18 protein-coding genes are annotated in these 20710 nt (G+C 67.6%); 10 read left to right on the forward strand and 8 right to left on the reverse strand.

Annotation, left to right across the window (positions count from 1 at the left end):
• Positions 1-87 precede the first annotated feature (87 nt).
• From KK141_RS07755 to ubiH, 3 genes are read right to left on the reverse strand one after another with little or no spacing between them, the layout of a single operon-like run.
• Positions 88-876, reverse strand: a complete 789-nt coding sequence (locus tag KK141_RS07755; RefSeq protein WP_214569190.1) for a dienelactone hydrolase family protein — start codon at positions 874-876, stop codon at positions 88-90.
• Positions 877-923: 47 nt separating this feature from the next.
• A complete protein-coding gene (locus KK141_RS07760) occupies positions 924-2135 on the reverse strand; it encodes a UbiH/UbiF/VisC/COQ6 family ubiquinone biosynthesis hydroxylase (RefSeq protein WP_214569191.1) in 1212 nt (403 codons plus the stop codon).
• Complete coding sequence (gene ubiH, locus KK141_RS07765; RefSeq protein WP_214569192.1) at positions 2132-3358, reverse strand: 2-octaprenyl-6-methoxyphenyl hydroxylase; 1227 nt, start codon at positions 3356-3358, stop codon at positions 2132-2134. The genes KK141_RS07760 and ubiH overlap by 4 nt, the downstream gene beginning before the upstream one ends.
• A gap of 317 nt (positions 3359-3675) precedes the next feature.
• Here ubiH and KK141_RS07770 point away from each other — a divergent pair, with 317 nt between their 5' ends.
• From KK141_RS07770 to KK141_RS07780, 3 genes are read left to right on the forward strand one after another with little or no spacing between them, the layout of a single operon-like run.
• Positions 3676-4281, forward strand: coding sequence for a hypothetical protein (locus KK141_RS07770; RefSeq protein WP_214569193.1), 606 nt, complete (start codon positions 3676-3678; stop codon positions 4279-4281).
• 8 nt (positions 4282-4289) lie between these two features.
• The gene (locus KK141_RS07775; RefSeq protein WP_167252466.1) at positions 4290-4859 is read left to right on the forward strand and encodes a cob(I)yrinic acid a,c-diamide adenosyltransferase; all 570 of its coding nucleotides are present in this window, start codon (positions 4290-4292) and stop codon (positions 4857-4859) included.
• Positions 4860-4870: 11 nt separating this feature from the next.
• On the forward strand, positions 4871-5785 hold the full coding sequence (locus tag KK141_RS07780) for a histone deacetylase family protein (protein WP_214569448.1): 915 nt from the start codon (positions 4871-4873) through the stop codon (positions 5783-5785).
• Positions 5786-5789: 4 nt separating this feature from the next.
• Here the strand turns inward: KK141_RS07780 and msrB are convergent, their stop codons facing one another.
• A complete protein-coding gene (msrB, locus tag KK141_RS07785; RefSeq protein WP_214569194.1) occupies positions 5790-6194 on the reverse strand; it encodes a peptide-methionine (R)-S-oxide reductase MsrB in 405 nt (134 codons plus the stop codon).
• A 95-nt stretch (positions 6195-6289) separates the two neighbouring features.
• Between msrB and lptD the strand changes: the two genes are divergently transcribed.
• The 6 genes from lptD (at position 6290) to KK141_RS07815 (ending at position 13267) form a co-directional block, all read left to right on the forward strand.
• On the forward strand, positions 6290-8761 hold the full coding sequence (gene lptD, locus KK141_RS07790) for an LPS assembly protein LptD (RefSeq protein ID WP_345777536.1): 2472 nt from the start codon (positions 6290-6292) through the stop codon (positions 8759-8761).
• Between the two features lie 42 nt (positions 8762-8803).
• The gene (locus KK141_RS07795; RefSeq protein ID WP_214569195.1) at positions 8804-10138 is read left to right on the forward strand and encodes a peptidylprolyl isomerase; all 1335 of its coding nucleotides are present in this window, start codon (positions 8804-8806) and stop codon (positions 10136-10138) included.
• A gap of 8 nt (positions 10139-10146) precedes the next feature.
• Positions 10147-11145 (forward strand): 4-hydroxythreonine-4-phosphate dehydrogenase PdxA, encoded by a 999-nt coding sequence (pdxA, locus tag KK141_RS07800; protein WP_214569196.1) that lies wholly within the window; start codon positions 10147-10149, stop codon positions 11143-11145.
• 19 nt (positions 11146-11164) lie between these two features.
• Positions 11165-11953 (forward strand): 16S rRNA (adenine(1518)-N(6)/adenine(1519)-N(6))-dimethyltransferase RsmA, encoded by a 789-nt coding sequence (gene rsmA, locus KK141_RS07805; RefSeq protein WP_214569197.1) that lies wholly within the window; start codon positions 11165-11167, stop codon positions 11951-11953.
• A gap of 82 nt (positions 11954-12035) precedes the next feature.
• Complete coding sequence (gene apaG / locus KK141_RS07810) at positions 12036-12419, forward strand: Co2+/Mg2+ efflux protein ApaG (protein ID WP_167252472.1); 384 nt, start codon at positions 12036-12038, stop codon at positions 12417-12419.
• A complete protein-coding gene (locus KK141_RS07815; protein ID WP_214569198.1) occupies positions 12419-13267 on the forward strand; it encodes a symmetrical bis(5'-nucleosyl)-tetraphosphatase in 849 nt (282 codons plus the stop codon). Before apaG ends, KK141_RS07815 begins: the two co-directional genes overlap by 1 nt.
• 72 nt (positions 13268-13339) lie before the next feature.
• On the opposite strand, the gene secA is transcribed toward KK141_RS07815, so the two are convergent.
• Positions 13340-16072, reverse strand: coding sequence for a preprotein translocase subunit SecA (gene secA / locus KK141_RS07820; RefSeq protein ID WP_214569199.1), 2733 nt, complete (start codon positions 16070-16072; stop codon positions 13340-13342).
• Positions 16073-16321: 249 nt separating this feature from the next.
• A complete protein-coding gene (locus KK141_RS07825) occupies positions 16322-17251 on the reverse strand; it encodes a M23 family metallopeptidase (RefSeq protein ID WP_214569200.1) in 930 nt (309 codons plus the stop codon).
• A 29-nt stretch (positions 17252-17280) separates the two neighbouring features.
• Here KK141_RS07825 and KK141_RS07830 point away from each other — a divergent pair, with 29 nt between their 5' ends.
• Positions 17281-17760 carry a DUF721 domain-containing protein gene (locus KK141_RS07830; protein WP_167252476.1) on the forward strand — a complete coding sequence of 160 codons (480 nt, stop codon included), beginning with the start codon at positions 17281-17283 and terminating at the stop codon, positions 17758-17760.
• Between the two features lie 239 nt (positions 17761-17999).
• On the opposite strand, the gene lpxC is transcribed toward KK141_RS07830, so the two are convergent.
• Both lpxC and ftsZ read right to left on the reverse strand, forming a co-directional pair.
• Positions 18000-18914, reverse strand: a complete 915-nt coding sequence (gene lpxC, locus KK141_RS07835) for a UDP-3-O-acyl-N-acetylglucosamine deacetylase (RefSeq protein ID WP_214569201.1) — start codon at positions 18912-18914, stop codon at positions 18000-18002.
• A gap of 474 nt (positions 18915-19388) precedes the next feature.
• Positions 19389-20567, reverse strand: a complete 1179-nt coding sequence (gene ftsZ / locus KK141_RS07840) for a cell division protein FtsZ (protein ID WP_167252478.1) — start codon at positions 20565-20567, stop codon at positions 19389-19391.
• Positions 20568-20710 lie beyond the last annotated feature (143 nt).

Raw genomic sequence — 20710 nt, forward strand, 5'->3', positions numbered from 1 at the left:
GGCGAACCCCAACATCGCTACCTTCATGCGTCTCGCAACGTTGGGGTTCGCCTGCGGCTCACCCCAACCTACGTCTGGCGCCGGGGTTTATGGGGTATTGGTAAACGCCCCCCGCAACCAATCCCCCATCATCCGATAGCTCCGCTTCGCCGCCCGCTCGTCATACGCGCAGCCTTCGCGGTGCTGGTCCGTCTCGGTGAAGCAATGCACCGCATTGCCCAGCACTACGAACTGCCAGTCGGCCTTGCTGCCGCGCATCTCGTCCATGAACTTGTCGGCGTCGGGCATGGTGCCCTTGTCGTCGGCGCCGTTGAACACCAGCACGCGGGCCTTGATCTGCTTGGCCAGTTCCGGGTTGTCGGTGGCCAGGCCGCCGTGGAAGGAAACCACCGCGGCCACGTCGGCGCCGGCGCGGGCCAGATCCAGCACGGCGGAGCCGCCGAAGCAGAAGCCGATCGCGGCGAGTTTCGATACGTCGATCGGCGCGTCCTTGGCCTGCGCCTTCAGCTGGTCCAATGCGTAGGACACGCGCTTGCGCATCAGCGCGCGATCGCCGTACAGCGGCTTTACCGCGGCCTGCGCTTCCTTGTCGCTCTTCGGGCGGACGGTGGCGCCGTACATGTCGGTGACCAGGATGACGTAGTCCTTGCCGGCGATGCCTTCGGCCTTGGTCAGCGCCAGGTCGTTCACGCCGTACCAGTTCGGCACCATCACCAGCGCGGGGCGCTTGGCGGACACCGCGTCGTCGTAGACCAGCACGCTGTGGAACCTGGTGCCGTCCAGCGTCCACTCCACCGGCTTGTGCACCATCTTCGCCTGCGCGGCGAAGGCCAGGCCGGACAGCAACAGCAGACAACCGAGTCGTGCGATACGCATGATCCACTCCTTGACGGTGTACGAAGAAAGCTTGCGGTGACGGCGGCTCAGCGCCCGGCGGCATGCTCCGCGAGGCGGCGCTTCAGCGGCGACAGCTTGTCGACCAGGCGCACGCCCAGGCCGCGCGCGGCGACCAGCGGCGAAGCGCGCCAGCTGTAGATGCGTGCCAGCGCGTCGAAGCCCAGCGCGTCCAGCGTGTCGGCGCTGCGCCGGCGGCGCGCGTAGCGGCGCAGTACGTGGGCGGCGGCGATATCGCGGTGGGCTTCGCGCGCGGCGAGCAAGGTGTCGCGCAGTTCCACCACGTCGCGCAGGCCCAGATTCACGCCCTGCCCCGCCAGCGGATGCACCGCGTGCGCGGCGTCGCCGAGCAGCACGAAGCGTTCGGCCTGGTAGGTTTCGGCAAGCTGCAGCTTGAGCGGGAACGCCGCGCGCTTCGTGGCGCCGACGATGCGGCCCAGGCGGAAATCGCTGGCGGTGCCGAGTTCGGCGAGGAAGGCTGCGTCGTCCAGCGCGAGCACGCGCTTCGCTTCATCTTCCGGCAGCGACCACACGATGGAGCTGCGCCCATCGGCCAGCGGCAGCAGCGCCAGCGGGCCGTCGGGAAGAAAGCGTTGCCACGCGGTGCCATCGTGCGGCCGCTCGGTGTGTACATGCGCCACCACTGCGCGCTGTGCGTAATCGCGGCCGCGCGTGTCGATGCCGGCGAGCTTGCGCAGCGGCGAGCCGGCGCCGTCGGCGGCGACCAGCAGGCGTGCGGCGATGGATGGGCCGTCGGCCAGATCGAGTTGGATGCGGTCTTCTTGCGCTTCGAAGCCTTTGACTTCCGCCGGGCACAGCCGCTGCACGCCGGCCGCATCCAGCGCCAGCCACAGGCGCCACTGCACCAGGCTGTTCTCGACGATATGGCCGAGCAGGTCGCGGCCTTCGTTGGCCGCGTCGAAATGGATGGCGGCGCCGCTTTCGGCGTCCCACACATGCATATGCGCGTAGGGGCTGGAACGCGATTCGCGGATGGACGCCCACACGCCGAGTTCGTCGAGCAACGCGATGGACGATGGCGCCAGTCCCACCACGCGCAGATCGACTTCCTGCTCCGCCGACCACGGTGCCGGTTCGCGCGCCTCGATCAGTGCGGTGGCGAAACCCGCACGCGCCATCGCAAGCGCGGCAGCCGCGCCGACCATACCGCCACCGACCACTGCCACATCCAGCGCCGGAGCGCGGCGACGCGCTTCACCACGTGCCATCGCCTGATTCATGGCAGGCGCTCCAGCACCGCCTGCGGCGGCTCGGCGCGGAAGCCCATGCCCTTGCGCGCCAGCAGGCTGCGCAGCGGCGGCACGCGGTCGCAGGCCAGCAGGGCCAGCGAGCGCAGCGGGCCAAGCAATGGCTGTTCCAGGCAGGCCAGCTGCACCAGGCCGTGGCTCATGCCCATGGTGCCTTCGCGGTCCGGCGCGCGACGCGCGGCGTAGTGCTCCAGCAGCGCAGGCGCGCCGGGGTCGGCGGCCGCGGCGACCAGTTCCGCCAGGGTCAGCGCATCGCGCAAGCCGAGGTTGAAACCCTGCGCGCCGATCGGATGCACCGTCTGCGCCGCATTGCCCACCAGTACGGCACGCGGACCGGTGAGCCGCCCCGCCGCCACACGCTTGATCGCATATGGATGCCGCTTGCCCGGCCGCGCCAGGCGGCCGAGGCGCCAGCCGAAGCGCTGCTGCGCGAAGGCGAGAAAACCCTCGTCGTCCAGCGCCGTCACTTCGGCGGCCTGTTCCGTCGGCACGGTCAGCACCAGGCCACAGCGGCGCTCGGCCAGCGGCAGCAGGGCCACGGGGCCGTGGTCGGCGAAACGCTCGTAGGCGCGGTTGGCGTGCGGGCGTTCGGGGGTGATGGTGCAGACGAACAAGGTCTGGCCGTAGTCGTACGTTTCGGCATCGATGCCGAGGCGGTCACGCACCGACGAAGCCGTGCCGTCGGCGCCGACCAGCAGGGCCGCGTCGATCTGCTGCGTCCCTTCCGCCGTGCTCATCCGCGCACGCCAGCCTTCGGCCAGCGGCTCCAGCGCCTCCAGCCGGGCCGGGGCGAGGCGGCGCAGGTGCTGGCATTCGTCCAGGCGGCGCAGCAGGGCGTTGCCGAGTTCGCGGGCGGGCAAGGTCCAGCCCAGAGCGTCGACGCCTTCGCGTTCCGCCGCCAGCCGCACGCTGCCGAAATCGCCGGCGCGGCTGACGTGGATATGCCGGATCGGCGTAGCCAGCGCAGCCGCATGCCGCCACACACCGATCGCCTGCAGGCCGTTGACGGTGGCGCGGGACAGCGCGAGGTTGCGCTCGTCGTAGCTGGGCTGGGCATCCGCGCGCGGCGCGGCGGCCTCGACCATGACGGCATCCACCCCGGCCGCATCCAGCGCGATGGCGAGGCTGGCGCCGACCAGGCCGCCGCCGACGATGAGCACGGGAGAGCGGGCGGAAGAAGGCGGGGACGAAGTCATCGCTGGCGGGGCACCGGGGGAAGGGTCCCGGGATGATACGCGCTCGGCCAGTTGGTCTTTGCCTCAGTCCCTCAGGTCGGAGCCTTCTCCCATCGGCGACCCGAAGGTAGTCCCCGTGGGAGAGAAGGTGGCGGCAGCCGGATGAGGGTCCGGCCGGAGCGGTGCATATCACTCTTGCGCTCCGGCCGTACCCTCACCCCAACCCCTCTCCCAGCGGGAGAGGGGCTTACCGCCAGCCCCGGCCAATCAAGCCAGCACCCACTTGCGATAGACTTCGCGTCTGCATTTTCTAGTGACACTTTCTTCTGGAGCAGCTCATGGCTACGACGCAATCCCAGCGCCTCGGCATCTTCGCGGCCCTCGCCCTGGTCATGGCCGCCACCCGCGTACATATCTCGATCCTGCACCACGACGTGTGGGACGCCTCCTGGGGCGTGTTCTTCCTGGCCGGCTTCTGGCTGCGCGGCTCGGCGCGCTGGGCCTTCCCGCTGCTGATGGCGCTGGCGGTGCTGGCCGATTATTTCGTGATCACCGGCCAGGGCATCGATTTCTGGCAGCACTACTGCGTCTCGGCCGGCTACTGGTTCCTGGTGCCGTCGTACTTCGCACTGTGGATGGGCGGCAGCTGGCTGGCCGCGCGCAAGCCGGGCCTGAACCTGCGCGGCCTGGGCCTGGCGGTGGGCGCCCTGCTGGTGAGCTGGGCGGCCTGCTACGTGGTCTCCAACGGCAGCTACTACTGGCTGAGCGCCACCGTGCCGCAGCCGCGCAGCGTGGCGGCCTGGTTCGCCAACATGGCCGACTGGTACCTGTTCTTCCTGGAAACCACCGCGCTGTGGGCGGGCCTGGGCCTGGTGGTGCATGCGCTGGCCACCCAGCTCTCGCGCACGCTCGGCCATGCCGACCATTCCAAGCTGACGCGCTGAGTTCCGGCGTGGGCAATCGTCTTTCCAAGATCTACACGCGCACCGGCGACGACGGCAGCACCGGCCTCGGCGACGGTTCGCGCGTGGCCAAGGATTCGCTGCGCGTCGGCGCCTACGGCACGGTGGACGAGCTCAACAGCACCATCGGCATGGTGCTGGCCAGCGACGGCGTGGACGACGCCGTGCGCGAGGCGCTCACCCAGGTGCAGCACGACCTGTTCGATCTGGGCGGCGAGCTGTGCATTCCCGGCATGGCGATGATCGACGACAGCGACATCGACCGCCTGGAACAGGTGCTCGATGGCTTCAACGAACCGCTGCCGCCGCTGAAGGATTTCATCCTGCCGGGCGGCGGCATGGCCGCCTCCTGCTGCCACCTGGCGCGCACCGTGTGCCGCCGCGCCGAGCGCGAAGTGATCGCGCTGGCCCGCGTGGAAGCGGTGCGCCCGCAGGCGCAGCGCTATCTGAACCGGCTGTCCGATCTTTTGTTCGTGATCTGCCGCGTGCTGGCGCGCGCCGGCGGCCACGGCGAAGTGCTGTGGCAGCACGAGCGCCGCCGCAAGCCCGCCGCGGGCTGAGCCGCCGCATGCTGCGGCTCTACACCCATCCGGCCTGCCTGCAGCACGACCCCGGCGAAGGCCATCCCGAATCGCCCTCGCGCCTGCGCGCCGTGCTGCGCGCGCTGGACCACGACCGCTACGCCGGACTGGACCGCATCGAGGCGCCGCGCGCCACGCGCGAGCAGCTGCTGCGCGTGCATGCGGCGGAGCACGTGGAGCGCATCCTCGCCATCGCCCCGGCCGAAGGCACCGTGCGGTTGGACGAGGACACCCTGATGTCGCCCGGCTCCGCCGAGGCCGCCCTGCGCGCCGCCGGAGCCGTGGTGGCGGCGGTGGACATGGCCATGGCCGGCGGCGGACGCGCCTTCTGCGCGGTACGCCCGCCAGGACATCACGCCACGCCGGATCGCGCGATGGGCTTCTGCCTGTTCAACAACGTGGCCGTGGCCGCGGCGCATGCCATCGCCGAGCATGGCCTGAAGCGCGTGGCCATCGTCGATTTCGACGTGCACCACGGCAACGGCACGCAGGACATCTTCGAGCGCGATGGCCGCGTGATGTACGTCTCCAGCCACCAATCACCGCTGTATCCGCAGACCGGCCGCGCGGACGAGCGCGGCGTCGGCAATATCGTCAATGCGCCGCTGGCCGCGGGCGAGGGTTCCGAGGAATTCCGCGGACTGTGGGAAGGCGCCCTGCTGCCCAAGCTGTTCGCCTTCAGGCCGCAGCTGGTGCTGGTTTCGGCCGGCTTCGACGCCCATCGCGCCGACCCGCTGGCCCAGCTGCAGCTGGGCACCGAGGACTACACCTGGATCACCGGCCGCCTGCTCGACCTGGCCCGCGCGCACGCCGCCGACCGCCTGGTCTCGACCCTGGAGGGCGGCTACGACCTCCAGGCCCTGGCGGCCAGCGTCGGCGCGCACGTCGCCGAGCTGATGGACTGAGTTCTTACGAACCGGCGGGTTTGAAATCCAAGGCCGCCGAATTGATGCAGTAGCGCAGGCCGGTCGGCTGCGGGCCGTCGGGGAAGACGTGGCCCAGGTGCGAATCGCAGTGGGCGCAGCGCACCTCGATGCGGCTCATGCCGTGGCTGTCGTCGGCATGCTCGGTGACCGTGCCCGGCTCGACCGGCTGGTAGTAGCTGGGCCAACCGGAGCCGGAGTCGTACTTGGCATCCGAGCCGAACAGGCGGCTGTGGCAGGCCGCGCAGACGTAGGTTCCCGCGTCGTGGTGCTGGTACCACTTGCCGCTGAACGGGCGCTCGGTGGCGGAACAGCGGCAGACGGCGTACTGCTCGGGGGTGAGCTCGGCGCGCCACTCGGCATCGGTCTTGGTCAGCTTGGTCTCGCTCATGCTGAATCCTCGTGCTTAGGGGGAAGGGCTTGCCTGCCGTATATGGGGTCTTTCTGCTAGCTTAACGACCTTTCCGAAACCAGCAGACCGCCATCGTGACGCCCAAGCCGACCTCGCGCCACCTGCCCCCGCGCCGCCTGCTGGCCGTCGCCGCGGCCCTCGCCCTGATGGGCGGCCAGGCCGAAGCCCAGTCGACCTCTGACGGGACCCAGGGCGCCGAGAACCAGACTCCGGACACGCCGTCCTGCCCGCTCGGCTCGTTCCACTGCAAGCCGCGCCCGCTGAACTACACCATGTGCCGTCCGAACGCGCTGCTGGAGTTCTACGACCCGGCGCTGCCCAAGGACACCACGCTGCGCGACACCGCCAACACCGAGGTGTACGCCGAGCAGGTCGACAGCTCTGACCAGACCGTCTACCACCTGCAGGGCCGCGTGCTGCTGGAGCGCGCCGACCAGAAGCTGCAGTCGGACACCGCCGACTACAACAGCGACAGCACCGACTACGACGCGCGCGGCAATGTGCGCTATCAGGAAGCCGGCCAGCTGTTGAACGCCGAGCACATCCGCGGCAATACCGATTCCAGCACCGGCATCGCCGACACGGTGCGCTACCAGATGCTCGCCTCGCGCGGCAACGGCACGGCCCAGCAGGGCCAGATGCTGGATGCGCAGCGCACCCACTACACCCGCGTCAGCTACTCCACCTGCGATGTCGGCCACCACTTGTGGGAAGTGCGCTCGAAGGACCTGCGCATCGACAAGGAAACCGGCGTGGGCACGGCGCACGGCGCCACCATGCGCTTTGCCAACGTGCCGTTCCTGTACCTGCCCTACTTCACCTTCCCGATCGACGACCGGCGCAAGAGCGGTTTCCTGTATCCGACCTTCAGCAACTCCAACCGCTCCGGCTTCATGCTGGGCGCGCCGTACTACCTCAACCTGGCGCCGAACTACGACGCCACGCTGGAGCCGCGCATCTACACCTCGCGCGGCCTGATGCTGGCCGGCGAGTTCCGCTATCTGAACCTGATCCCGGGCACCACCGGCCAGCTGAACATCGAATACCTGCACAACGACCGCGGCGCCAACGACCCGGACAGCGTGGAGCAGACCAAGGGCGACGACCGCTACCTGGTGAAGTTCAACGACCAGTCGCATCTGATCGGCCCGTGGACCTTCACCACCAGCATCAACCGTGCGTCGGACCGCAACTACCTGCGCGACTTCGGCAACGACCTGTATACCTCGGCGATCGGCACGCTGACCTCCAGCGCCTACATCGTCGGCGGCGGCAACTGGTGGACCGCGACGTTCGGCGCGGACAGCTACCAGAACGTGGACCCGACGCTGCCGGACAGCGCCGTGCAGTACAAGCGCTGGCCGCGCGCCACCTTCAACGTCAACGTGCCGCTGCAGAAGTGGCTGGAATTCGGCGCCAGCACCGAGGCCGTGGCGTTCCGCAAGGACGACGTGGTCGAAGGCAACCGCCTGGACCTGTACCCCTATCTGGCGGCGGATTTCCGCGGCGCCGCGTGGTTCATCCGGCCGAAGGTGGCCTACCGCTACACCACGTATGAGCTGAGCGGCGGCTACGACCGCTACGGCTACTACACGCCGCTGGCCGCCGGGCAGACCTCGCCCTTCAGCAACCGCTCGCCCAGCCGCTCGGTGCCGATCACCAGCCTGGACACCGGCCTGGTGTTCGACCGCCTCACCACGCTGTTCGGCAAGGGCTATACGCAGACCCTGGAGCCGCGGCTGTACTACCTGTACGTGCCGTACCGCAACCAGAACAACCTGCCGCTGTTCGACACCAACCTGATGTCGTTCGACTACTGGCAGCTGTTCTCGCCGAACCAGTATTCCGGCGCGGACCGCCAGATGAATGCGAACAACCTGACCGCGGCGCTGACCACGCGCCTGCTGGACGACAACGGCGTGGAACGCCTGTCGGCCAGCTTCGGCCAGATCCGCTACTTCAACCAGCAGCGCGTGCAGCTGCCGAACTCCAACAACACCACGGGTGCGCCGACCGACTGGTCCGGCTCCAACTACGTGGCCCAGCTGAACATGCAGCTGGACGACAACTGGCGCGTGAGCACGCAGTACCAGTGGGACCCGCACAAGCGCCAGCAGGGCGGCGTCGACATCACCGGCAAGGCGTACTTCATCGGCCGCAGCACGGACCTGGCGGCGGTGAGCGTGCAGCGCCGGATCGGCACGGACGGCATCCTCAACTTCACCTACCGCTACCGCCGCGGCCTGCTGGAACAATACGACGCCTCCGCGGTCTACCCCGTTTCCGAACGCTGGCGCCTGGTCGGCCGCTGGACGTATTCGGTGATGGAGAAGCGGACGGTGGAAGCGCTGGCCGGCGTGGAGTACGACAGTTGCTGCGTCGCGGTGCGCGTGGTGGGCCGCCACTACGTCAACACCTACAACTTCACCACCGCCAACGCCCGCGCCAACAACGCCATCATGTTCGAGCTGCAGTTCAAGGGTCTGGGCGCCTTCAACGGCCAGACGGAAGGGGTGCTGCGCCGTGGTATCCTTGGCTATCAATAACTTCCCGGTCGCCGCCTGAGGCGATTGAAGGTCCCAAACGTAATGAAACAGCCTTTCGCGTTGTTCCTGCTCGCGGTTGCCGCCGCGGTCGTCGTTCCCGCCCATGCCCAGCTGCTGCCCGGCACCCAGTCCAACCAGCCGCTGGACCGCATCGTGGCCGTGGTGGACGACGGCGTGATCCTGCAGAGCGAACTCAATGACGCCGTCCGCTCGGTGCAGCAGCAGTACGCCAGCCAACCGGGCCAGCTGCCGCCGATGGACGTGCTCCAGCGCCAGGTGCTCGACCGCCTCGTGCTGATGAAGCTGCAGGTGCAGAAGGCCGACGACCAGGGCATCCGCGTGTCCGACGCCGACGTCGATCAGGCCGTGGGCGCCGTGGCCCAGCAGAACAAGATGTCCGCCGACCAGTTGCGCGCCGCGGTGGAACAGGAAGGCTCCAGCTTCGCCGCGTTCCGCCAGCAGCTGCGCGAGCAGCTGATCGCCCAGCGCCTGCACGAGAGCGTGGTGCGCGATTCGGTCAACGTCACCGACAGCGAGATCAACAACCTGCTGGCCAGCCCCACCTACAAGGCCGGCGAGATCCACCTCGCGCACATCCAGATCGGCGTGCCCTCCGGCGGCGACGCCGCGGCGATCGCCGCGGCGCAGAAGAAGGCCGAGGAAGCCATCAACGCGGTGCAGGGCGGCATGGATTTCAAGGCCGCGGCGATCCGCTACTCCGACGCCCAGGACGCCCTCGAAGGCGGCGACCTCGGCTGGCGCCGCATGGACGAAGTGCCGCCGGCTTTCGCCGACGCCGTCGCCGGCATGAAGGTGGGCGACGTCAGCCCGGCCCTGCGCGGCCCGACCGGCTTCCACATCATCAAGCTGATGGAACAGCGCGCGCCGACCCGCCAGGTGGTGCCGGAATTCCACGCCCGCCAGATCCTGATCAAGCCCAGCGAGATCGTGACGCCGGAGCAGGCTCGCCAGAAGGCCGAGGACCTGTACAACCGCATCGTCAACAAGAAGGAAGACTTCGCCAAGCTGGCCAAGGACGAGTCCAAGGACAACACCACCGCCAACAACGGCGGCGACATGGGCTGGTTCCCGCAGCAGGCCTGGGGCACCACCATCGCCCAGCAGATCACCGATCTGAAGGACAACGAAGTCTCCAAGCCGTTCCAGAGCGAAGCCGGCTGGCACATCATGCAGCGCCTGGGCATGCGCCAGAGCGACCTGACCGACCAGATCGCGCGCGACCAGGCCCGCCAGGCCATCGGCAACCGCAAGGCCGAGCAGGCCTACGAGGACTTCCTGCGCGACATGCGCTCCAGCGCCTACGTCAACATCCTGGTGCCGGAACTGCGCGATCCCGCGCCGGGCAAGTCCTCCTGAGGGATGCCTTGAACGCGGTCGCGCTACCCCGGCTCGCCGTCACCGCTGGCGAACCGGCGGGCGTCGGCCCCGAGCTGCTGATCCGATTGGCCGCCACTTCGCTGGCGGCCAATTTCATTGCGGTTACCGATCGCGGCCTGCTCGAACGCGCCGCGCGCCGCTGCGGCAGCCCCATCGCGTTGATCGACGACGACGGCGCCCCGCTCAGCGAGCGCCCCGCCGGCACGCTGCGCGTGCGGCATATCCCGCTGGCCGCCGAGGAACGCCCCGGCCAGCCGGATCCGCGCAACGCCACCCACGTACTCACCACCCTGGCCGAAGCCGCCGACGGCTGCATGAGCGGCCGCTACGAGGCCGTGGTCACCGCGCCGCTGCAGAAGGCCTCGATCAACGACGCCGGCATCCGTTTCAGCGGCCACACCGAATTCTTCGCCGAGCGCAGCCGCAGCGACGTGGTGATGATGCTGGCCAGCCCGGAACTGCGCGTGGCGCTGGCCACCACGCACCTGCCGCTGGCCGCGGTGTCCGCCGCCATCACCGCCGAAAGCCTGGCCCGCACGCTGCGCATCGTGCATGCGGAGCTGCGCGACAAGTTCGGCTTCGCCGCGCCGCGCATCGCGGTGCTGGGTTTGAATCCGCATGCCGGCGAGGCCGGGCACCTGGGCCGCGAAGAGATCGACACGATCGCGCCGGTGATGGAAACGCTGCGCGCCGAAGGCATGCAGCTGCTCGGCCCGCTGCCGGCCGACACCGCCTTCGTGCCCGCGCAGCGCGCCGGCTACGACGCGGTGGTGGCGATGTACCACGACCAGGCGCTGCCGGTGCTCAAGAGCGAAGCCTTCGACCGCACCGTCAATCTCACGCTCGGCCTGCCCTTTATCCGCACCTCGGTGGACCACGGCACGGCGCTGGACCTGGCCGGCAGCGGCCGCGCCGATCCGTCCAGCCTGATTGCCGCCGCGCGCATGGCGCTCGACCTGTCCGCCCGCCGCGCCGCACGCGGCTGAGCCCGCTTTCCGGAATGCCATGAACGCCCGTCCCAAGAAAAGCTTCGGCCAACACTTCCTCCACGAGAAGCGCTACATCGAGCGCATCGTCAGCTCGATCGCGCCCAAGCCTGCGGACGTGGTGGTGGAGATCGGCCCCGGCGAGGGCGCGCTCACCCTGCCCCTGCTGGCCGCGGCCGGCAAGCTCACCGCGATCGAACTCGACACCGACCTGATCCCCGGCCTGCAGGCGCGCGCGGATGCGGTGGGCGAGCTGCGCATCGTGCACTCCGACGTGCTGAAGGTGGATTTCACCGCGCTGGCGCGCGAGCTCGGCGTGGAGCGCGTGCGCATCGCGGGCAACCTGCCGTACTACATCTCCAGCCCCATCCTGTTCCATTGCGTGGACCACGCCGCGGCAATCCAGGACATGCACTTCATGCTGCAGAAGGAAGTGGTCGACCGCATGGCGGCCGAGCCCGGCAGCAAGGTGTATGGACGTCTATCCGTGATGCTGCAGCTGGCCTGCCGGGTGGAGCCGCTGTTCACCGTGCCGCCCGGCGCGTTCCGTCCGCCGCCGAAGGTGGATTCGGCCGTGGTGCGTGTGGTGCCGCTGCCGGCGGAACAGCGCCACGATGCGGATCCCGAGCGCGTCTACGCCATCGTCAAGGCCGCCTTCGCGCAGCGGCGCAAGACCCTCAGCAACGGCCTGAAACAGTTGATGGATGCGGCCGCGATCGAAGCGGCCGGCATCGACCCCAAGGCGCGCGCCGAAACCCTGGCGCCGCTGGATTTCGTCCGGCTGGCCAAGGTGCCAACCGCGACGTGACAAGCGCGCCGCGGGCATGCCCGGTTCAGGCGTGCGCGGTCAGGCTTGCTCCATGCGTGTCGGCAAGCCTTACAATCCCGTCATGACCGAGAAAGCCTCCTACACGATCGACGTGCAGGTCGAAACACGCTTCGTCCCCGACCAATCCAAGCCCGGCGACAACCGCTATGTGTTCGCCTACACCGTCACGCTGCACAACGCCGGCGACGTGCCCGCGCGCCTGATCGCCCGCCACTGGGTGATCACCGATGCCAATGGCAAGGTGGAGGAAGTGCGCGGCGAAGGCGTGGTCGGCGAGCAGCCGTGGATGCGTCCCGGCGACGACTACGAATACACCTCCGGCGCGGTGCTCGAGACCGCGGTAGGCATCATGCAGGGCAGCTACCAGATGCTGGCCGACGACGGCACCCATTTCGAGGCACCGATCGCGCCGTTCACCCTGTCCATTCCGCGTACGCTGCACTGATGGCTACGTATGCGATCGGCGACGTGCAGGGCTGCCTCCCCGAACTGCAACGCCTGCTGGAAAAACTGCGCTTCGACCCGGCCGCCGACCGGCTGTGGTTCTGCGGCGACCTGGTCAACCGCGGCGGGCAGTCGCTGGACACGCTGCGCCTCATCCACAGCCTGCGCGAGCAGGTGGTGCTCACCCTGGGCAACCACGACCTGAGCCTGCTGGCCATCGCGCAGCGGCGGCCGGAGGCGCAGTCCAAGGTCAATCCCGAACTGCGCGAAGTGCTGTTCGCGGACGACGCGCCGGTGCTGTTCGAGTGGATGCGCTCGCAGAAGCTGATGCACCACGACGAAGCCCTGGGCTGGACCATGGTGCACGCCGGCCTGGCGCCGATCTGGACCCTGCGCCAGGCGCTGCGCTCGGCGCAGGAAGTGGAGCGCGAGCTGTCCAGCCCACGCCACGGCCGCATCCTGAAGAACCTGTTCGGCAACCGGCCGGCAGCCTGGACCAGCCGCCTGCAGGGCATCGAGCGCATGCGCGCCTCGATCAACACCTTTACGCGGATGCGCTACTGCGACATCCAGGGCCGCATCGATTTCGAGAGCAAGGACATTCCCGGCACGCAGAAGCCGGGCATGTATCCATGGTTCGAAGTGCCGGGCATGAAGCGGCGCGAGGGCCGCATCGTGTGCGGTCACTGGTCGGCGCTGGGCCGCTTCGCGGGCTTAGGCATCTACGCCATCGACACCGGCTGCGTGTGGGGCGGCAAGCTCACCGCGCTGCGCCTAGACAGTGAGGAGCCGCAGTACATCACCGTGGATGCCGAACCGCACCGCAAGCGGATGCCGGGCGAGGACTGAACTCCACCGCCCGATGAGCAAAAGAAAAAGGCGGCCCATGGCCGCCTTTTTCGTGCGCGATGCCGGCTGGCGTCAGCTCAGCTGGCCGTGGCAATGCTTGAACTTCTTGCCCGAGCCGCAGGGGCAAGGATCGTTGCGGCCGACCTTCGGGCCTTCGTTGCCCGCGGCCACGGCGGCGCTGAGGCTGCCGGCGGCCACGGCTTCCGGATCGGCGCCCAGCGCACCGACCGGGGCGCCACCGCCGGTGGCCTGCATCTGGCGCGACAGGCGCTCGGCCATGCGCTGCTGCTCGGCTTCCATCGCGGCGACTTCTTCCTCGCTGCGGATGCGGATGCGCGCCAGCATCTGGATCACTTCGGTCTTGATGCGGTCAAGCATGTTGGAGAACAGCTCGAACGACTCGCGCTTGAACTCCTGCTTGGGCTGCTTCTGCGCATAGCCGCGCAGGTAGATGCCCTGGCGCAGGTAATCCATGCTGGCCAGGTGCTCCTTCCAGGCGTTGTCCAGCACGCTGAGCATGATGTGCTTCTCGAGCTGGCGCATGGTGTCGACGCCGATCTGCTCTTCCTTGGCCTTGAACAGGTTCTCGACCGCTTCGCGCACGTGCTCCAGGATCATGCCGGCGTCGACGTCGTCCTGCTTCTCGACCCAGTGCTTCACGTCGAGCGGCAGGCCGAATTCGCTTTCCAGTTCGCGATCGAGCGCGGGCAGGTCCCACTGGTCGTCGATGCTGTCGGCCGGCACGTGGCGGCGCACCACGCCGCTGACCACGTCGTCGCGGATGTCGGCAACGGTGTCGGCGATGCTGTCGGTTTCCAGCAGTTCGTCGCGCTGCGCGTAGATGACCTTGCGCTGGTCGTTGGCGACGTCGTCGAATTCCAGCAGGTGCTTGCGGATGTCGAAGTTGTGCTGCTCGACCTTGCGCTGCGCCTTTTCGATCTGGCGGCTGACCATGCGGTCTTCCAGCGCCTCGTTTTCCTTCATGCCGAACATGCGCATCCAGCGGCCGACCCAGTCGCCGGCGAAGATGCGCAGGAGGTTGTCCTCCAGCGACAGATAGAAGCGCGAGGAGCCCGGGTCGCCCTGGCGGCCCGAGCGGCCGCGCAGCTGGTTGTCGATGCGGCGCGATTCATGCCGCTCGGTGCCGACGATGTGCAGGCCGCCGGCTTCCAGCACCTGCTCGTGCTTTTTCTTCCACTCGGTCTTGATCTTGGCGCGTTCGGCGTCGGTGGCGGTTTCCGGCAGCGCGGCCACGGCCGCTTCCAGGCTGCCGCCCAGCACGATGTCGGTACCGCGGCCGGCCATGTTGGTGGCGATGGTGACCGAGCCCGGCGCGCCGGCCTGGGCCACGATGTGCGCTTCGCGCTCGTGCTGCTTGGCGTTGAGCACTTCGTGCGGGATCTTGGCCTTGTTGAGCAGCTTGGACAGCAACTCCGACACTTCGATCGAGGTGGTGCCCACCAGCACCGGCTGGCCGCGCTTGTGGCAGTCGGTGATGTCTTCGACCACGGCGTCGTACTTGGCATGCTGGCCGAGGAAGACCATGTCGGCGTTGTCCTTGCGGATCATCGGCTTGTGGGTGGGGATGACCACCACTTCCAGGCCGTAGATCTGCTGGAACTCGTACGCTTCGGTGTCGGCCGTACCGGTCATGCCGGCCAGCTTCTTGTACATGCGGAACAGGTTCTGGAAGGTGATGGTCGCCAGCGTCTGGTTCTCGCGCTGGATCGGCACGCCTTCCTTCGCTTCCACCGCCTGGTGCAGGCCGTCGGACCAGCGGCGGCCCACCAGGGTGCGGCCGGTGAATTCGTCGACGATCACCACCTCGCCGTCGCGGACGATGTAGTCCACGTCGCGGTGGTAGATGGCGTTGGCGCGCAGTGCCGCATTCAGGTGATGCACCACGGCCAGGTTCTTGGAGTCGTACAGGCCGGTCTCGCTTTCGATCACGCCAGCGCGCTGAAGCAGGTCTTCCGCGTGCGACATGCCCTCTTCGGACAGGTGCACCTGCTTCTGCTTCTCGTCGACGAAGTAATCGCCCGGGGAGTCTTCCTTCTCCTGGCGGATCATCTTCGGCACGATCTTGTTCACCGCGATGTACAGCTGCGGGGAATCCTCGGCGGGGCCGGAGATGATCAGCGGGGTGCGCGCTTCGTCGATCAGGATCGAGTCCACCTCGTCGACGATGGCGTAGTGCAGGCCGCGCTGGTAGCGCTGGTCCTTGCTCGAAGCCATGTTGTCGCGCAGGTAGTCGAAGCCGAATTCGTTGTTGGTGCCGTAGGTGATGTCGGCGGCGTAGGCCTCGCCCTTGTCGGCGTGGTTCATGCCGGGCCACACCACGCCCACGGTCAGGCCGAGGAAGTTGTACAGCTTGCCCATCTGGGCGGAGTCGCGGCGGGCCAGGTAGTCGTTCACCGTGACCACGTGCACGCCCTTGCCTTCCAGCGCATTGAGGTACACCGGCAGGGTGCCGACCAGGGTCTTGCCCTCGCCCGTGCGCATTTCGGCGATGCGGCCCGAATGCAGCACCATGCCGCCGATCATCTGCACGTCGTAATGGCGCATGCCGAGCACGCGCTTGGCGCCTTCGCGCACCACGGCGAAGGCTTCGGGCAGCACTTTGTCCAGCGCTTCGCCGCCGGCGATGCGCTCCTTGAACTCGTCGGTCTTTGCGCGCAGCTGGGCGTCGCTCAACTTTTCGAACTCGGGCTCGAGCGCGTTGATGCGGGTGACAGACTTGGAAAGCTGTCGCAGCACGCGTTCGTTGCGGCTACCGAAAAGGCTGGTCAGGGCGCGATTGAGCATCGATCTTCCGGATCTGCATGAGTCGTAGACGCCCGCCGCCGGAGAAGGGGCGGGACGAAAGGATTGATGATACTAGGGTCGCCGGGCGATCCCAAACGAACGCCGGGCCGGGGCTTGCCCCAGCCGGTGGCCCGTATCGGCCGCAACCTCTTGCGGCAGACCCCGTCATCCTTCCCGGTGGAGTGTTTGGCGGCGCTGGAGGGGTGTTTCAAGAGGCCCCGGCGCGCGGGGCCTCGGACCGCCGCGAGATCAGCGATGGTTGCGCACGTAGGCGAGCGGATTGACCACGTTGCCCTTGTACCAGACCTCGAAATGCACGTGCGAGCCGGTGGAACGGCCGGTGGAGCCGGCCTTGGCGATCACGTCGCCCACGTGCACGCGCTGGCCCGGACGCACGATCAGCGAGCTGTTGTGGGCGTAGCGGGTCATGTAGCCGTTGCCGTGGTCGATCTCGATCACGTCGCCATAGCCGCTGCGCAGCCCCGCAAAGGTGACCATGCCTTCTGCCACCGCATGCACCGGCGTGCCGGTGGGGGCGGAGATGTCCAGGCCCGTGTGGTAGGCCGCATGTCCGCTGAACGGATCGGGGCGGCCGCCGAAATACGAGGAGATATAGCCTTCGACCGGCATGCCGGTGGGCTTGAGATTGGATTCGATCTTGGCGTCGAGCAGCAGGCTCTGCAGCGCGTAGAGCTGGGCCTGCTGGCTGTCGAAGCGGCTGGCCAGCTGGTCGATGCCGGCATCCAGCGCCTGCGGCAGCGCGTAGGCGCTGTCGTTGACGTCTTCGACGCCGCCGACCGGGGGCTGTTCGTCGAAATTGAATTCGGTGCTGTCGAGCTTGCCCATCTGCGCCAGGCGTTCGCCCAGGGCATTGAGGCGGGTGGACTGCGCCTGCAGCTGGCCGAGCTTGGCGGCGAGCGCGTCGATGTCGCGCTGCGCGTCCTTGCGGACGTCGCCCAGCTGCACGTTCTGCTTGGACACCTGCTGATGGAGCTGGCTGATTTCGGCGAGCGCGCGATCGCGCGGACTGGCGACCGCCAGGGCCACCGTGGCGCCGAGCGCCGCACAAGCCAGCACCGCCGCGACTGCCGTTGCCACCAGCCGATAGCGCAGGCGCCGGTCGGCCAGATCAAGGGTTTTCGGCACCCGCTTGGTGCGTGACACGAGTATGATTTGCATGTTTTTCCACGTCGAAGATGTCGGCACCCATGCAGCGCGACGTTCCCTACGCTCCCCGCCGCACCGGCTCAGGACTGAAATCCCTCACCGAATGTGGCCCCTTCGCCAAGCTGGCCCGCAAGGCCAGTGAGCTGGAGGCGTTGGATCGTGCACTGCGCCAGACGCTGCCGTCACCGCTCCGCGAGCAGGTGAGATTCGCCAACCTGCGCGACGGCCGTCTTGTGTTCCTGGCTCCTACGCCGGCGTTGGCTTCGAGGCTTCGTCTTATGCAGACGCAAATCCTCGCTGCCGCGCATGCCATTGGCGTGCGCGCCGGATACCTCACCGTGAAAGTGGCCCCCCTACCACCGGCTGAAACCTTGCCGGATCGGTCAAAACCGCTTTCGCCTGCTGCCGCAGACCATTTGAGGGCCGCGGCGATCTCTCAGACAGACAGCGAATTGCAGCGTCTGTTCCTCGAGCTGGCGTCCATCGCCGAAACTGCTGATTCCCGGAAACCGAAGGGCTGAGTTCGACTCGCCACCCCGGTTCAGACAAGTCACCCTGAGATCGCCAGCGGCCAGTTCGCCCGCATGCCCGATCGGCAGTGGCGGGTTTATAGCATGGCTCCACGGTCACGTAAGACGTTGACATCCCGAATACGTGAGTCGTGCCAGGACGAAGGGGCGAGGTATATCACAAAACAAACGGCCGCGTCCCGGAGGACGCGGCCGTTCAGTTTGTTCAGCTTCGCCCGGAGGCGAATGCTTCAGATCGCCTGGGCGGGATGCGCGTAGGAGATCGGAGCCGTGGCGGGATCGTCCTGGTAGACGACCTCTTCCCACGCGGTGGCGTCGGCCATCAGCGTGCGCAGCAGCTTGTTGTTGAGCTCATGGCCGGACTTGTGCGCGTAGTAGGCGCCGATCAGGCTGTGGCCCAGCAGGTACAGGTCGCCGATGGCGTCCAGGATCTTGTGCTTGACGAATTCGTCCTCGTAGCGGAGGCCGTCTTCGTTGAGCACGCGGTAGTCGTCCAGCACCACGGCGTTGTCCATCGAACCGCCGAGCGCGAGGTTGTGTTCGCGCAGCATCTCGATGTCGCGCATGAAGCCGAAGGTGCGCGCGCGGCTCACTTCCTTCACGAACGAAGTGGTGGAGAAATCGATCTCCGCCTTGGAAGTGCGCTTGCTGATGATCGGGTGGTTGAACTCGATCGAGAAGCCGACCTTGAAGCCTTCGAACGGCTCGAAGCTGGCCCACTTGTCGCCGTCCTGCACCTTGATCGGCTTTTTGATGCGGATGAAGCGCTTGGCGACGTTCTGTTCTTCGATGCCCGCCGACTGCAGCAGGAACACGAAGGGACCGGCGCTGCCGTCCATGATCGGCACTTCGGGCGCCGACAGATCGACGTAAGCGTTGTCGATGCCGAGGCCGGCCATCGCCGAGAGCAGATGCTCCACGGTGGAGACGCGCACGTCGCCGTTGACCAGGGTGGTCGACAGGCGGGTGTCGCCGACGTTGTCGGGGCGGGCGGCGATATCCACCGGCGGATTGAGATCCGTGCGGCGGAAAACGATGCCGGTGTTCGGTGCGGCGGGGCGGAGCGTCATGTAGACCTTGTCGCCGGTATGCAGACCGACGCCGGTGGCCCGGATGATGTTCTTGAGCGTACGCTGCTTGATCATTTTTTTGGTACCTGCAAGGGGCAGCAGCCAACAGGAGACGGATGCTAACACAGTCTTAACCACTGAAAATAGCAAACCGGCCCGTACAGTCTGTTCGCGCTTTCATGCCAGTTTCATCCTTGTGAAAAGCAGAAGGCAGTACAGACGGCGAAATACCTCAATTCCGTCAGCTAGTTAGGGTCGACACGACGCCCGCACCGGGACGGGAAATCCGGTGGCGGGCGTCGGACCGGCCGGGGCGGAAATACCCCGGTCAAGTCGTGCGTCATCCCGGACGCACAGTCTTGTCATGTTCCTCCAGGAGCACGCAGACCGGCGTCAGCACACTCCCCCGCCCCTGGGCGGGAGAACGCACAAGCGGCCAACTTTGCAGCAGCCGCCAGGCACGTAATGTGACTGACAAGTCAATCTGACGTTTGTTCACTCCTTTTTGAACATTTTTTTTCTATTGACCTTATTTCGACCAGTCCGGCTTCAGTCCGCCTGGCGGCGCAGGAAGGCCGGGATGTCCAGGTAGTCGAAGCTCGGGTCGGCGCCCTTGGCCGGGGCAGCATCGCTGCGGCTGGCCACGACGTCGGGCTGGGCGTAGTCCACCACTTCGTTGCCGGTGCCGGTGCGCAGCACCACCGGGCGCGGACGCTGGCGCATCTCCACCTGCTGGGTCACCTGCGGACGCTGCGGCTGGCGCACGGCCGCGGCGCGGTTCAGGCCCGTGGCCACCACGGTGACGCGGACGTCGTCCTGCATTTCCGGGTCGAGCGAGGTGCCGATCACCACGGTGGCGTCTTCGCTGGCGAAGTCGTGGATCACGCGGCCGATCTCGTCGAACTCCCGCATGGTCAGGTTCGGACCGGCGGTGACGTTGACCAGGATGCCGCAGGCGCCGTTGAGGTTGACGTCTTCCAGCAGCGGGTTGTTGATGGCGGCCTCGGCGGCGGCCTGCGCGCGGTCGTCGCCGCGGGCGGTGCCCGAGCCCATCATCGCCATGCCCATTTCGGACATCACGGTGCGCACGTCGGCGAAGTCGACGTTGATCAGGCCCGGGGCCGTGATCAGGTCGGCGATGCCCTGCACCGCGCCCAGCAGCACGTCATTGGCGGCCTTGAAGGCGTTCAGCAGGGTGACTTCGCGGCCGAGCACCGACAGCAGCTTCTCGTTCGGCACGGTGATCAGCGAGTCGACGTGCTGCGACAGGTCCTCGATACCCTTCATCGCCACCTGCATGCGGCGGCGGCCTTCGAAGGGGAACGGCTTGGTGACCACGGCCACGGTCAGGATGCCCTTTTCCTTGGCCAGCTGGGCCACGACCGGCGCCGCGCCGGTGCCGGTGCCGCCGCCCATGCCGGCGGTGATGAAGACCATGTCCGCGCCTTCGAGCATTTCCTCGATGCGCTCGCGGTCTTCCAGGGCGGCCTGGCGGCCCACTTCAGGGTTGGCGCCCGCGCCCAGGCCCTTGGTGACGTTGGCGCCGAGCTGCAGGTGGGTACGCGAACCGCAAGTCTTCATCGCCTGCGAATCCGTGTTCGCCACGACGAATTCGACGCCCTCGATGTTGGCGCCCAGCATGTGGGCCACGGCGTTGCCGCCGCCACCGCCCACGCCGATGACCTTGATGACTGCGTTCGGTGCGAGTTTTTCGACCAGTTCAAACATTTCCCGTCCTCCGTAGAGCTTTCGTTGTCGTTGTAACCCGCGGGTTCCGCTCCTTGCGGTCCCGCGAGTGGTGGGCGACTTCCCGTCGCCCGCGGCTGCGCGTCCTGCGCCGCCGATATCGCTTCGAGCTGCCGGGCCTTACG

The organism is Dyella sp. LX-66 (assembly GCF_018599165.1).
GTDB lineage: Bacteria > Pseudomonadota > Gammaproteobacteria > Xanthomonadales > Rhodanobacteraceae > Dyella_D > Dyella_D marensis.